This window comes from Sulfitobacter sp. D7, from assembly GCF_003611275.1.
Classification (GTDB): Bacteria; Pseudomonadota; Alphaproteobacteria; order Rhodobacterales; family Rhodobacteraceae; genus Sulfitobacter; species Sulfitobacter profundi.
On record NZ_CP020694.1, the window covers coordinates 1,499,032 to 1,512,456 of the forward strand.

Sequence of the window (13,425 nt, forward strand, 5' to 3'; positions counted from 1 at the left end):
GGGGCAGAGATCGCGGGCTTTTGATCACAACTGGGAGACGATCATGAAAACAACAACCACGCTAAGCGCGGCGCTCTTTGCCGTCAGCACCCTTGCCACCACCAGCACCGCCAGCGCCGACGAAGTGACGCTGCGCGCCGTGTCGGCCTTTACCCTTGGCACCGCCTTTAGCCGCGAGTTTGAATCCTTTGTCGAATGGATCAACGAGAACGGCAAGGGGGTCGTGCAGATCAATATGGTCGGCGGGCCGGAAGCCGTGCCGCCCTTTGAATTGGGCAACGCGGTGCAATCTGGCGTTGTCGACATCGCCAATAACACCACGGCCTATTACCCCAACCTGCTGCCCACGGGCGACGCGCTGCATCTGGCGGAAAACACCATTCAAGAACAGCGCGAGAATGGCTGCTATGAACTGGTCGACCGCATCCACCAAGAGCAGATGAACGTCAAATACCTCGGCCATGGCGGCGACGGGATCGGCTATCACCTCTATCTGACCAAACCGGTCGAGGGGCCGGACCTGAGCGGTCTGACCATCCGCACCACACCGGTTTATCAGGCGATGTTCACGCAACTGGGCGCCAATCTGGTGCGCACCGCGCCGGGCGAAGTCTATAGCGCGCTGGAGCGCGGCGCGATCGACGGCTACGGCTGGCCGAGCCAAGGGGTGCTGGATCTCGGTTGGGACGAGCAGACCAAATACCGGGTCGATCCGAGCTTTTACAACGTCGACGTGAACCTGCTGGTGAACCTCGACACATGGAATGGCCTGACCGACGAACAACGCGCCAAACTCGAAGAGGGCGCGGCTTGGATGGAAGAGCTTAACAACGACAACGCCGACCGCAACGCGACGGAATACGCCGCACAGGCGGATGCGGGGATCGAGACGATCACCTTCAGCGAGGCCGATGCCGAAGCGTGGACCAATGCCGCGCGCGATGCCGGTTGGGCGGCGGTCGAAGAGGTCGATGCCGATCTTGCGCAGCAGATGCGCGCCTGCATGACCAAGTGATCGCCCCATGATCTCAACATTGTTTGACCGGACACTCCGGGGGCTGGCCGTTTTCTCGGCCGGTATCCTCGGGGTGATCGCGGTGTTTATCGCGATCAACGTGGTGCTGCGCAATCTGGGGCTGCCGGTGGTCTATGGGGCACTGGATGCGATCCAATATGCGCTGATGATCGCCACCTTCCTTGGCGCGCCTTGGGTGCTGTCGATTGGCGGGCATGTGAAGGTTGATCTGATCACCAGCAACCTGTCGCAACGCACTGCCTATGCTTTGACCCGCCTGACCAGCGCCATTGGCGCGGTGACGGCAGGGGTGCTGGGCTGGTACGGGTTGCAAGCGGTGCTGGCCTCTGCCGCACGCGGGTCGATGATCCGCACGTCTTTCGTGATCCCAGAGTGGTGGATGCTGGCCTTTGTGCCGCTATCGCTGGCGCTTTGCACGATCATCTTTATTCGCCGTCTGCTCTATCCGGAAACGGCCGAGCGTAGTTTGAGTGGTCTTTGACATGGATTGGGGCCTGACACTGACCTTGATGCTGGGCGGATTGGCGGTTTTGCTGCTGATCGGCTTGCCGGTCGCATTTGCTTTCATCGCCGTGACCACCGTAGGCGCCTACTTCGTATTGGGCGGAGACCGGGGCATTCTGCAACTGGCGCGCAACTCGGCGCAATCGGTGGCGAATTTTCAGCTCGCGCCGATACCGCTGTTTATCCTTATGGGAGAGATACTCTTTCAAACCGGGGTCGCGCACCGCGCCATTGACGCGATTGAACGGGTGGTGACGCGCATCCCGGGCCGCATGTCGGTCGTCACGATCTTTGGCGGCACGATTTTTGCAGCCCTTTCCGGCTCGACCATCGCCAATACCGCGATGCTGGGCGGCACGCTGCTGCCGGGGATGCTGAAACGGGGCTATCATCCGTCGATGGCAATGGGGCCGATCATGGCCTCGGGCGCGATTGCGATGTTGATCCCGCCCTCGGCGCTGGCGGTTCTCGTGGGCTCGCTCGCGGGTATTTCCATCGCCGGGCTGCTGATCGCGGGGGTGCTGCCCGCGCTGCTGCTGGCGGTGCTTTTTGTGGCCTATGTGGTGGGGCGGAGCCTTCTCGACCCGAAAGTCGCGCCGCCCGATGTCTACGAAGAAATGCCGCTGCGCGAACGTTGGACGCCTTTCGTGATCTATGTGCTGCCGCTGTCGGTGCTTTTCGCGGTGGTGATCGGCTCGCTGCTCGCGGGCATTGCCACGCCTACGGAAAGCGCCGCCCTTGGCAGCATCACCGCCGTAATCATCGGGGCCGCCTATCGCGCCCTGAGTTGGGAGAAGATGGGCCGCGCGCTGATGGAGACGCTAAAGCTGTCGGTGATGATCCTGTTCATCATCGCGGCCAGTCAGACCTTTGCGCAGGTGTTGTCGTTCTCGGGGGCCACCAATGGGCTGATCAACGCGATCAACGCGGTCGATCCGACGCCGCTGATGGTGCTTTTGGGGATGATCGCGATCCTGCTCTTTTTGGGGTGCTTCATTGATCAGGTTTCAATGCTGATGGTCACCGTACCGGTCTTCGTGCCGCTGGCGGGGGCGATGGAGATCAATGAGCTGACCCTTGGCGTGGTCTATCTGCTGACCATGGAGATCGGTTTGCTGACACCGCCCTTTGGTCTGCTGCTGTTCGTCATGCGGGGAGTGGCGCCGCCTGAAATCCGGATGCCACAGATCTATGCGTCGGTGATGCCGTTCTTGCTGATCAAGCTTTTCGTTCTGGCCCTGATCGTCTGGCTGCCGGGTATCGGCACTTGGTTGCCCAGTTTGATGGGCCGCTGAACCTTGGGGCGGCGCGCCTCAGCGCCGCCCCGCAAGCTATTGCCTTAATTCGACATTTGCCGACTGTGCCGCCGCGCGCGGGCTTTGGTCGGCTTGCATTACCCCACGTAATGCGGTTGTAATCCCGCAAGGAGGCAGTCGGCTTTCCCAAGAACAACACGCGAGGAGCACCGTGATGGCAAACCCCCTTTATGACACTCTGTTTGGCCGTCACGCTGGCAAAACGACGGCCTTTCTCCATCTCGAAGGCGGGGTGACGCTGACCCATGCGGGTTTTCTGGGCCGGGCCGCCCGTTTTGCCCATGTGCTGACCGAGTTGGGGGTGAAGCCCGGCGACCGGCTGGCGGTACAGATCGACAAATCCGCCGATGCGCTGGCGCTCTATGCCGCCTGCGTGCAGACGGGGGTGATCTTTTTGCCGCTCAATACCGCCTATACCGCGGATGAGGTGCGCTATTTCGTGACCGACAGCGGGGCCGCGGCCTTTGTCTGCCAGCCCGCGCGCCGCGATGAAATGGCACCGCTGGCTAGGGATACAGGGTGCCAGCTTGAGACGCTTGGTACGGAGAACGATGGCAGCTTTGCGGATCGCGCCACCTCGGCTTCCGATAAATTCGAGACCGTCGCGCGGACGGCGGATGACCTTGCGGCCTTCCTCTATACCTCCGGCACCACGGGGCGCTCGAAGGGGGCAATGCTGACGCAGGCAAACCTTTTGTCGAACGCGCAGACGCTGGCCGACCTGTGGCGCTTCACCGCAAGTGACGTGCTGCTGCATGCGCTGCCGATCTTTCACACGCACGGGCTGTTCGTGGCGACCAATGTGACGCTGGTGGCGGGGGGCGCGATGATCTTTATGCCCAAGCTCGACATCGACCGGTTGATCGACCGGATGCCCCATGCCACCGTGATGATGGGGGTGCCGACCTTCTACACCCGGCTTTTGGACGACGCGATTTTCACCCGTGAGACGACAGCGAACATGCGGCTGTTCATCTCGGGGTCGGCTCCGCTTTTGGCCGAAACCCATGTCGATTTTGAGGAACGCACCGGCCACCGTATCCTTGAGCGTTACGGCATGACAGAGACCAATATGAACACCTCAAACCCCTATGAGGGCGAGCGCCGTGCGGGCACCGTGGGCCTGCCGCTGCCGGATGTGGAGTTGAAAATCACCGACCCCGAAACCGGCGCGACCCTGCCGGACGGAGAGATAGGCAGCATCGAAGTACGTGGCCCGAATGTCTTCAAGGGCTATTGGCAGATGCCCGAGAAAACCGCCGCCGAACTGCGCGAAGATGGCTTTTTCATCACCGGCGATCTGGGGCGGCGCGATGCGGATGGCTATGTGACCATCGTGGGCCGCGACAAAGACCTGATCATCTCGGGCGGCTATAATATCTACCCTAAGGAGGTCGAACTGCTGCTCGACGACCAACCGGGCGTGCTGGAAAGCGCGGTGTTCGGCGTGCCGCATCCCGATTTCGGGGAAAGCGTTGTGGCGGTGTTGGTGGCGCGGCGGGGCGCGGAGCTGGATCTTGCGCAAATCGCCGGGGATGTGGCCGGATCGCTGGCCAAGTTCAAACGACCCGCCAAGCTGATCGTCCTGCCGGAATTGCCGCGCAACACGATGGGCAAGGTGCAAAAGAACGTGCTGCGCGACACCTACCGGGACTTGTTTCAACCGGGGTAGGGGCGCCCGAGGGCCATTCTAGCGGGCATAGGGGCGGCGGTATCGCCATCCCACGGGGCAGGACTGCGGTGTAACCTGCGACAATCTGGCGTTTAATGCCCGGTTTCGCTTGAGGTGCCGGGAAAATTTCTACAGAACGTGGTGACCTTTCAGTCCGCCAGATCAGGAGTTCGCGTGTCCCTCTTCCTTATCGTTGCCTTGCCCTTCTTGGGCGCATTGTTACCCGGACTGATGAATTCCGCAGGGCGTCAAGCCTGCGCCGGGGTGACCTTTATGGTGACCCTCGTGGCGCTGGTGGGGTTGCTAACGCATCTGCCTGCCGTGCTGGCGGGCGAATTGGTTACCGCGCGGGTTGACTGGATCCCGCAGCTTGGCCTGAACCTGACCTTGATGCTCGACAGCCTCGGCTTTTTCTTTGCCTGTCTGATCCTTGGCATCGGTCTGTTGATCATCGCCTATGCGCGGTCTTACCTGTCACGCGACGATCATATGGGTGAGTTTTTCACCTATCTGCTGCTGTTCCAAGGCGCGATGGTCGGCATCGTTCTAAGCGATAACGTGTTAATCCTGCTGATCTTCTGGGAGCTGACCTCGCTGTCGTCCTTCCTGCTGATCGGCTATTGGAAACACCTGCCCGAAGGCCGTCAAGGCGCACGCATGGCGTTGACCGTGACGGGCATGGGCGGGCTGGCGATGATTGGTGGCATGCTCCTGTTGGGTCAAATCGTCGGCAGCTATGACCTGAGCGTGATCCTCGACAACCGCGAGATGATCCAAGCCTCGCCGCTCTATCTGCCCGCGCTGATCCTGATCCTCTTGGGCTGTTTCACCAAATCGGCGCAGTTCCCGTTCCACTTCTGGCTGCCCCACGCGATGGCAGCACCAACGCCGGTCTCGGCCTATCTGCACTCCGCCACGATGGTGAAGGCGGGGATTTTCCTGATGGCGCGGATGTGGCCGGTGCTGTCTGGCACGCCGGAATGGTTCGTCATCGTCACCACGGCGGGTCTGATCACCATGGTGCTGGGCGCGGTGATTGCGCTGTTTAAACATGACCTGAAGGCGCTGCTGGCCTTTTCGACCGTCAGCCACCTTGGTCTGATCACCATGCTTTTGGGCACCGGCACGGCCTTTGGCGCGATGGCGGCGGTGTTTCACATCTTGAACCACGCGACCTTTAAGGCCGCGCTCTTTATGTCGGCGGGGATCGTGGATCACGCGGTGCATACCCGTGACATCCGCCGCTTGGGCGGGCTGCGGCATCTGATGCCGGTGACTTTTGTCATTGCCACGCTGGCGGCGCTGTCGATGGCGGGGATCCCGCTGCTCAACGGCTTCCTGTCGAAAGAGATGATGCTGGAAGAGACCCTGCACACGAAGCTCTTTGACATGCCGTGGCTGGTGCCGGGGCTTGCGACCTTTGGTGCGCTCTTCTCGGCGGCCTATAGTTTCCGCCTGATCGGCCATACCTTCCTTGGCAAAGAGCGTGACGACTATCCCGACCATCCGCATGACCCTAAGCCCGGCCTGTGGCTGCCGCCTGCGCTGTTGATCATCCCCGTGGTGGTGATCGGTCTTGCGCCTTTCCTCGCCGAGCCTTTCGTCAAACTGGTGACCGCCTCCGTCCTCGGCGGCGCGGCCGAGATGCCCTCGGCGCATTTCAAAATCTGGCACGGGCTGGGTCCGGCGCTTTATATGTCGATCATCGCCGTTGTCGGTGGCCTGATCCTGCTGGCGCTTTTCACCCCGCTTCTGCGTGTTTGGGATGCCACGCCCCGGCCCGAGGCCAAGTCGATCTTTGACCGCATCATCGCGGCCTTTGTCGGCCTGTCGCAGGCGATTTCGCTGCGTCTGCACGACGGGGCGTTCTCGCGCTATGCCGCGATCATGGCGGTGACGGTCGTGGCAGTGGGCTATTACGCTTGGGCCACTGGCACGGTGGGAGCGGCGACCCGCGCGGTGCAGCCGACCAATGCGGTTCAGATCGCGGGCTGGCTGATGCTGGTGGCGGCGGCCTGCGGCTTGGTGTTCTTGCACCGCAACCGCCTGTTGTCGCTGATCTTGATCGGCATCGTGGGGCTGATCGTCTCGGCTGGTTTTGTCTTCTTCAGCGCGCCCGACTTGGCGATGACTCAGCTGACGGTTGAGGTGGTCACGATTATCCTGCTGCTCTTGGCGCTGAACTTCCTGCCCAACCGCACACCGATTGAAAGCAGCGTGCTGCGTCGGACGCGCGACGTTGTGGTCTCCCTCGCGGCGGGGGCGGCGACCATGGCGCTGTCTTATCACTACCTGCTGCGTGACACCGTCGCGCCGAGCATTTCCGAATTCCACCTTGCCAACTCCTACAAAGGTGGCGGCGGCACCAATGTGGTGAACGTGATCCTTGTCGATTTCAGGGGCTTTGACACCTATGGTGAGATCATCGTTCTGGGCATCGCCGCGCTGCTGATCTATGCGCTGACCGAAACGCTGCTGTCGGGCCCCGTTCGGGCGCGTTTGCTGAACCGCAAGCCAGACCAGCCGCGGGCAGGGGACCGGCACCCGATGATGATGGTGGTCATGACCCGCGTTATCATGCCAGTGGTGCTGATGGTGGGTTTCTACATCTTCCTGCGTGGCCATAACGAGCCGGGCGGCGGTTTCATCGCCGGGTTGATCGTGTCGATCGCGGTGGTGATGCAATATATGGCAAGCGGCTTTGCTTGGGCTTCGGCGCGGCTGCGCTATCCCTATCACGGGATCATCGGCACCGGCGTCTTGATCGCGGGGCTGACGGGGATCGGGTCGTGGCTCTTTGCCAAACCTTTCCTGACTTCGGATTTCACCTATGTGCGCATCCCGCCTTTCGACAAGTTCGAACTGGCGACTGCCGCGCTCTTTGACCTTGGCGTGTTCCTTGCCGTTGTCGGGGCGGTGATGCTGTCGCTCGAAAGTTTCTCGCGGCTGGCCCGCCGGGCGCATGTGCCTGAGGCCGATCACCCGATGGACATCGACCCATCGCGCGAAGACACCACCAAGGCGGAGGCATAAACATGGAACTTCTCGTCGCATCCGCCATCGGCATCCTGACGGCCTCTGGCCTCTATCTTGTGCTGCGCTTGCGGAGCTTTCCCGTCATCATGGGCACATCGCTGCTAACCTATGCGGTGAACGTGTTTCTCTTTGCCTCGGGCCGTTTGACCGTGGGCGCGCCGCCGATCCTCACGGATGCCGCGCGCTATACCGATCCGCTGCCCCAAGCGCTGGTGCTGACCGCCATCGTGATTTCATTCGGCATGACCGCCGTGGTGGTGATGATCGCCCTCGGAGCCTATCTGGGCAACAATGACGACCATGTCGACGACCCGCTGACCGATACCAAGGCGGAGGACCGCACATGACCCATTGGCTGATCCTGCCCATCGTGCTGCCCGCATTCATTGCGCCCTTCATCATTCTGGCCGCACGCTATCACATCACCATCCAGCGGGTGCTGTCGCTGTTCGGGGCGCTGGCGCTGGTCGCCGTGGGCCTTGGCCTGTCGCTTGAGGCGTCGAGCGGCGATGTCATGCTCTACCGTCTCAGCGATTGGGCAGCACCCTTTGGCATCGTGTTGGTGGGCGACCGTCTGTCGACGCTGATGGTGACGTTGACGGCGGTGCTGGCGCTCTTCGTGCTGCTCTATGTCATCGGCTCGAAATGGGACGAACGCGGGCGGCATTTTCACGCGCTGTTCCAGTTCCAGTTGATGGGCATCATGGGCGCTTTCCTGACGGGCGACCTTTTCAACCTCTTCGTCTTTTTCGAAGTGCTGCTGATCGCTTCCTACGGGTTGATGATCCACGCCGGCGGCACGCCGCGGCTGCGGGCCGGGGTGCAATATGTGCTCTATAACCTCTTGGGCTCGACGCTGTTTCTCTTTGCGCTTGGGGCTATCTATGCCGAGACGGGGACGCTCAACATGGCCGATCTGGCACAGCGGGTGGCCTTGATTGATGCAGGCGCGACCGTGGGTATCCGCATCGCAGCGGTGCTGCTCTTGATGGTTTTCGCGGTCAAAGCGGCCGTGGTGCCGCTGCACTTCTGGCTGCCATCCAGCTATGCCGAAGCGCCCGGCCCGGTGGCGGCGCTCTTCGCCATCATGACCAAAGTCGGCGCCTATGCGATCATCCGCGTCTATACGCTGATCTTCCCGCCAGACCTTGCCGCCACGGCGGACCTGCACACCACATGGCTGCTGCCTGCCGCGCTGCTGTCGCTGGCGCTTGGCATGATCGGCGTGCTGGCGGCAAAGCAGTTGGACCGTATGGTGGCCTTTTCGGTGATCGGGTCGATGGGGATGGTGATGATCTCGATTGCGCTGTTTACCCCCGAGGGGATCGCGGCGGCACTTTACTATATCGTGCATTCGACACTGGCGGCGGGCGCGCTGTTCCTAATTGCCGATCTGGCGCGGGCGGGGCGCGATAACCTTGATCTGACGGCGCAGCCGCAGGTGGCGGGGGCCAAGCTGACCTCGGCGCTGTTCTTCGTTGCTGCCATCGCCATGGTCGGCGTGCCGCCGCTTTCGGGCTTTCTGGGCAAATTGCTGATCATGGATGCCGCTGCCGAGAATGATTATTGGGTCTGGATCTGGGCCGTGATCTTGGGTGCGAGCCTTTTGAGCCTCGTGGGTTTTGGCCGCGCGGGCAGCATGGTTTTTTGGAAGTCGCGCAGTGTCGCGCCACCAGACGGGGCCACCCCAGCCGAGGCACCATCGGCACTGAGCTATGTGGCCGTGGGTGGCCTGCTGGCCCTTTTGGTTGCGCATACGCTGCTGGCCGGCCCCGCCACACAATATGCCACGGCGATCTCGAACCAATTGTTCGGGCCAGAGCGTTACCTGAGCACCGTGCTGGAGACCCCCGGCAAGCTGTCGGACGGCAAAGAGGAGGCCCATTGATATGATGCGACCGATCCGTTGGCTCTTGCCGCACCCGTTTCTGACCCTGTTGCTCACCGTTGTGTGGATTCTGCTGCAAAACAAGTTCAGCGCTGGCATGCTTGTCTTTGGTCTGATCCTCGGGATCGTGATCCCGGTGCTGACCGCGCGGTGGTGGACCGACCGGCCCCAAGGCATTCGCCCGCTGCGCATGATCGCCTATGTGATCTTGGTCCTGTGGGATATCATCATCGCCAATATCCAAGTGGCATGGATCATCCTGACCAAATCCAACGCCAGCATGTCGCCCGCCTGGGTTGTCGTGCCACTGGACCTGAAAGAACCCGAAGCGATCACGATCCTTGCGGGCACCATCACCCTGACCCCCGGCACCGTTTCGGCGGATCTGTCGGACAACGGGCGCTACCTGCTGGTACACGCGCTGGACGCCACTGACCCCGACGCCGTGCGCGATGAGATCAAAGACCGCTACGAACGCCGCTTGAAGGAGATTTTCGTATGACCCAAGCGACCGACCTTTTGACCCTTGCGCTTTATGGTGCCCTGACCTTGGTCGCCATCGCGCAGTTCATGGCGATGATCCGGCTGTGGATCGGCCCCGGCACCGGGGACCGCATTCTGGCGCTGGACACGATGTTCATCAATGCCATCGGCATCATCGTGCTTTTGGGCATCCTGCAAGGCACGCAGATCTATTTCGAGGCGGCGCTGATCATCGCCATGCTGGGTTTCGTCTCAACCGTGGCCTATGCCCGGTTCGTCTTGCGCGGAGATATCATCGAATGAGCCCCGACATCATCGCCACCTATTTTATCATCGTGCTGCTGGTGATCGGCAGTTTCTTCGTGCTTGTCGCCGGGATTGGCTTGCTCAAGCTGAACGACCCGATGACCCGCCTGCATGCGCCGACCAAGGCCGCGACGCTGGGGATCGGGGCCTATCTGTTGGCGGCCATGGTGAGTTCGTTTCTGTCTGGTACGGGGTCGCTGCATGAACTGCTGATCATGGCCTTCATCTTTGTCACGGCTCCGGTTTCGGCAAATTTCATGGCCAAGGCGAATATCCACCGGCGCGATTGCTTGCCGCATCCGCCGGAACTGCCGGATGGCGATACGTGGGCCACGCTCAATGTGCCGGAAGAAGACCGCGAGATCGAAGAGACTTCGCCCAACGCCTAAACCACGGCAGCAAGGGTCGGATTCATTTCAAACTGTTACGATGGTGGAAACCTTTTCCTGCCAGCATAGGTTAATGGGCGGCGCCGCCCAACCGAAGCTGACCGAAAGGAGCCCGCCATATGCGTTTGACCGCGATCCTCTTGATGTTGTTTCTGCCCTTCGCTGCAGCGGCCCAAGACCGTGTGGCGATGGTGATTGGCATCTCTGCCTATGAGGATGCCGCCCCGCTTGACGGGCCGCGCGCCGATGCCGCGCTGCTGACCCAAACGTTAGAGGGGCAGGGGTTCGATGTTACCACGCTGATCGACACGGATAGCGCCACGCTCAAACGGGAACTCTCTGATTTTGCCTTTCAGGCCGAAACGGCGGATATCGCCTTGATCTACTACGCGGGTCGCCGCGTCGCCTCGGGCGGGCAGAGCTATCTGATCCCGGTCGATGCGCCCTTGGCCCCGGCCTCGGCGCTGCGGCAACAGGGGGTGGCGCTGCCTGCGCTGCTGCGTGCGGCGGGCAAGGCGCGACAGATACGGCTTGTTTTGCTTGATAACTGCCATGCCGCCCCGCGCCAGTCGACCGCCCCGCTGCCGCCGCCCGAGCCGCGTCTTGGCACGCTGGTCGTCACCTCCGGTGAGGTGGGCGCCTGTGACAAGGGCGGTGAAAACGCGGGCCTTTTCGCGGCCACATTGGCCGAGGTTTTGACCGAGCCGGATGTCGAAGTCGGCGCCATGCTGGACGGATTTCGCGCTACGCTGCGCAGCCGTAGCGGCGGCAGCCTCTCCGCCCGGCGCTTTGGGCGGCTGACCCCGACGCCAGCTTTCATCGCAGAGACGGACAGCGCGGATGCGGCCCCGCAGACATGGGGGGATTTGGACCCCGCGCAAAGCCAGCGCTTGGCCGAATTGGCGCGGCAAGGGGACACCCGATCCCAACTTGGTCTCGCCGCGCTGCAAAGCGACCCTGACGATCCGCGCTATGACCCGGAAACCGCTGTGGCCCAACTGATGCGGGCGGTAGAGACCGGCTCTGCCGAGGCGCGGTATCAGCTTGCACAACTCTACGAAGAAGGGCGCGGCGTCGGTCAGGATGAGGCCCGCGCCACGGCCCTTTATCGCGACGCCGCCGAGCGGGGCCATGCCGGCGCGCTGAACGATCTGGGGTTCATCCATCTGCAGGGCGAATTGGGGCAGGAAACCGATTCCGATCTGGCGCTGGACTATTTCCGCCGCGCAGCCGATAGGCGACACCCGGCGGCGATGTTCAACTTTGCCGCGATGATCGACGATGGCAAAGTGCCCGGTCGCGGGGCGGCGGATGCGGCGCTCTATCTCTATCGCGCGCTGCGGGCGGGGGACGGCACGCTGCTGGGGCTGATGCAGGATGAGCCCAAACTTTTCAACAGCGAGACCCGCAAAGCCCTGCAGCGCAAGCTTTCGGATTTTGGATTTTACGACGGCGCGATCGACGGGCTTTACGGCGAGGGAACCCAAGCCGCGATCCGTGCGGCATTTGGGATGAAAGCGGCAGAGGGGCAGGGAGAAGCCCCTGAAACCGTTGAGGAAACGCGAGGGGCCGACACCCCCGAAGCGCCCCCGTCAACGCCCGCCACGCCCGTGGCTGCGCCTGCTCAGACGCCCGCCGCCCCCGCCGAAGAGACCCCGAAGATTGACGCCGAACCCGAGCCGGGTGCGGACCAAAATGTCACCCCGGTTCTGCGCCCGAAACAGGCCGCGCGGGAGTGAGTTTTGAAACAAGTAGTATTGCTTTTTGCCCTCCAGTAAGTTGGCGAAATTAATCCGGTTGCAATATCGCGGCCGATGGCTTTTGATTGGCGCATCAGTCAATAAAAACTTCTCTGGGGAGAACACCAATGAAAAAACTGCTTATGACATCCGCTCTGGCGACGGTCGCCGCGACCTCGCTGGCTGCTGCTGAATGCAACGAAGTCACCTTCTCCGACGTGGGTTGGACCGATATCACAGCGACAACCGCCGCCGCCTCTGTTGTGCTGGACGCGCTTGGCTATGATACCGAGACCAAGATCCTCGCCGTGCCGGTGACCTACACCTCCATGGCGTCGGGCGACATCGACGTGTTTCTGGGCAACTGGATGCCCACCATGGAAGGCGACATCGCGAAGTACCGCGAAGAAGGCAGCGTCGACACCGTGCGCGCCAACCTTGAAGGCGCGAAATACACGCTGGCTGTGAACAAAGCCGCCGCCGACATGGGCATCAAGACCTTCGCCGACATCGCCGCCAACGCGGATGCGCTGGAAGGTGAAATCTATGGCATCGAGCCCGGCAATGACGGCAACCGTCTGATCCAGTCGATGATCGACGAGAATGCATTTGAACTGGGCGAGTTCGAGGTCGTTGAATCCTCCGAGCAGGGGATGCTGGCCCAAGTCCAGCGCGCCACCCGCAAAGAAGAGCCCGTTGTCTTTCTTGGTTGGGAGCCGCACCCGATGAACGCCAACTTCGATCTGACCTATCTGGAAGGCGGCGATGACTACTTCGGCCCCGATCTGGGCGGTGCGACGGTCTATACCAACACCCGCGCCGGTTTTGTTGAGGAATGCCCGAACCTTGGTAAATTCCTGAACAACCTCGAGTTCACGCTTGAAATGGAGAATGAGATCATGGGCGCGATCCTTGATGACGGCGAAAAGCCGGAAGAGGCAGCCGCCGCTTGGATCAAAGCGAACTCCGACGTGCTCAGCACTTGGCTGGACGGTGTGACCACCGTCGATGGTGGCGACGCGATGGAAGCTGTCGCTTCGCTGAAGTGATCATCGC

General features: G+C 61.8%; 12 protein-coding genes. All 12 read left to right on the forward strand.

What is annotated here, in order from left to right; genetic code table 11:
* Nucleotides 1-43: 43 nt before the first annotated feature.
* On the forward strand, nt 44-1,015 hold the full coding sequence (gene dctP / locus B5M07_RS07265) for a TRAP transporter substrate-binding protein DctP (protein ID WP_120350809.1): 972 nt from the start codon (nt 44-46) through the stop codon (nt 1,013-1,015).
* A 7-nt stretch (nt 1,016-1,022) separates the two neighbouring features.
* Nucleotides 1,023-1,517, forward strand: a complete 495-nt coding sequence (locus tag B5M07_RS07270) for a TRAP transporter small permease (protein ID WP_007120055.1) — start codon at nt 1,023-1,025, stop codon at nt 1,515-1,517.
* Nucleotide 1,518: 1 nt separating this feature from the next.
* On the forward strand, nt 1,519-2,835 hold the full coding sequence (locus B5M07_RS07275) for a TRAP transporter large permease (protein WP_120350810.1): 1,317 nt from the start codon (nt 1,519-1,521) through the stop codon (nt 2,833-2,835).
* 175 nt (nt 2,836-3,010) lie between these two features.
* Complete coding sequence (locus B5M07_RS07280; protein WP_120350811.1) at nt 3,011-4,528, forward strand: malonate--CoA ligase; 1,518 nt, start codon at nt 3,011-3,013, stop codon at nt 4,526-4,528.
* A 174-nt stretch (nt 4,529-4,702) separates the two neighbouring features.
* Nucleotides 4,703-7,561 carry a monovalent cation/H+ antiporter subunit A gene (locus B5M07_RS07285; RefSeq protein ID WP_120350812.1) on the forward strand — a complete coding sequence of 953 codons (2,859 nt, stop codon included), beginning with the start codon at nt 4,703-4,705 and terminating at the stop codon, nt 7,559-7,561.
* Nucleotides 7,562-7,563: 2 nt separating this feature from the next.
* A complete protein-coding gene (locus B5M07_RS07290) occupies nt 7,564-7,911 on the forward strand; it encodes a Na+/H+ antiporter subunit C (protein ID WP_120350813.1) in 348 nt (115 codons plus the stop codon).
* The gene (locus B5M07_RS07295; RefSeq protein ID WP_120350814.1) at nt 7,908-9,452 is read left to right on the forward strand and encodes a monovalent cation/H+ antiporter subunit D; all 1,545 of its coding nucleotides are present in this window, start codon (nt 7,908-7,910) and stop codon (nt 9,450-9,452) included. Before B5M07_RS07290 ends, B5M07_RS07295 begins: the two co-directional genes overlap by 4 nt.
* A gap of 1 nt (nt 9,453) precedes the next feature.
* Entirely contained in the window at nt 9,454-9,954 is a 501-nt protein-coding gene (locus B5M07_RS07300) for a Na+/H+ antiporter subunit E (RefSeq protein ID WP_067630869.1), read from the forward strand.
* On the forward strand, nt 9,951-10,238 hold the full coding sequence (locus B5M07_RS07305) for a K+/H+ antiporter subunit F (protein ID WP_067630872.1): 288 nt from the start codon (nt 9,951-9,953) through the stop codon (nt 10,236-10,238). The genes B5M07_RS07300 and B5M07_RS07305 overlap by 4 nt, the downstream gene beginning before the upstream one ends.
* Nucleotides 10,235-10,630, forward strand: coding sequence for a monovalent cation/H(+) antiporter subunit G (gene mnhG, locus B5M07_RS07310; protein ID WP_067630875.1), 396 nt, complete (start codon nt 10,235-10,237; stop codon nt 10,628-10,630). Before B5M07_RS07305 ends, mnhG begins: the two co-directional genes overlap by 4 nt.
* 119 nt (nt 10,631-10,749) lie before the next feature.
* The gene (locus B5M07_RS07315; RefSeq protein ID WP_120350815.1) at nt 10,750-12,369 is read left to right on the forward strand and encodes a caspase family protein; all 1,620 of its coding nucleotides are present in this window, start codon (nt 10,750-10,752) and stop codon (nt 12,367-12,369) included.
* A 128-nt stretch (nt 12,370-12,497) separates the two neighbouring features.
* On the forward strand, nt 12,498-13,418 hold the full coding sequence (locus B5M07_RS07320) for a choline ABC transporter substrate-binding protein (RefSeq protein WP_120350816.1): 921 nt from the start codon (nt 12,498-12,500) through the stop codon (nt 13,416-13,418).
* The last annotated feature ends 7 nt before the right edge of the window (nt 13,419-13,425 follow it).

Excerpts from the sequence above, each read along its gene's own strand:
- B5M07_RS07270 (WP_007120055.1), top strand. The coding sequence starts at position 1,023 with ATGATCTCAACATTGTTTGACCGGACACTCCGGGGGCTGGCCGTTTTC.
- mnhG (WP_067630875.1), top strand. The coding sequence starts at position 10,235 with ATGAGCCCCGACATCATCGCCACCTATTTTATCATCGTGCTGCTGGTG.
- B5M07_RS07290 (WP_120350813.1), top strand. The coding sequence starts at position 7,564 with ATGGAACTTCTCGTCGCATCCGCCATCGGCATCCTGACGGCCTCTGGC.
- B5M07_RS07280 (WP_120350811.1), top strand. The coding sequence starts at position 3,011 with ATGGCAAACCCCCTTTATGACACTCTGTTTGGCCGTCACGCTGGCAAA.
- B5M07_RS07295 (WP_120350814.1), top strand. The coding sequence starts at position 7,908 with ATGACCCATTGGCTGATCCTGCCCATCGTGCTGCCCGCATTCATTGCG.
- B5M07_RS07300 (WP_067630869.1), top strand. The coding sequence starts at position 9,454 with ATGATGCGACCGATCCGTTGGCTCTTGCCGCACCCGTTTCTGACCCTG.
- B5M07_RS07320 (WP_120350816.1), top strand. The coding sequence starts at position 12,498 with ATGAAAAAACTGCTTATGACATCCGCTCTGGCGACGGTCGCCGCGACC.
- dctP (WP_120350809.1), top strand. The coding sequence starts at position 44 with ATGAAAACAACAACCACGCTAAGCGCGGCGCTCTTTGCCGTCAGCACC.
- B5M07_RS07275 (WP_120350810.1), top strand. The coding sequence starts at position 1,519 with ATGGATTGGGGCCTGACACTGACCTTGATGCTGGGCGGATTGGCGGTT.
- B5M07_RS07315 (WP_120350815.1), top strand. The coding sequence starts at position 10,750 with ATGCGTTTGACCGCGATCCTCTTGATGTTGTTTCTGCCCTTCGCTGCA.
- B5M07_RS07305 (WP_067630872.1), top strand. The coding sequence starts at position 9,951 with ATGACCCAAGCGACCGACCTTTTGACCCTTGCGCTTTATGGTGCCCTG.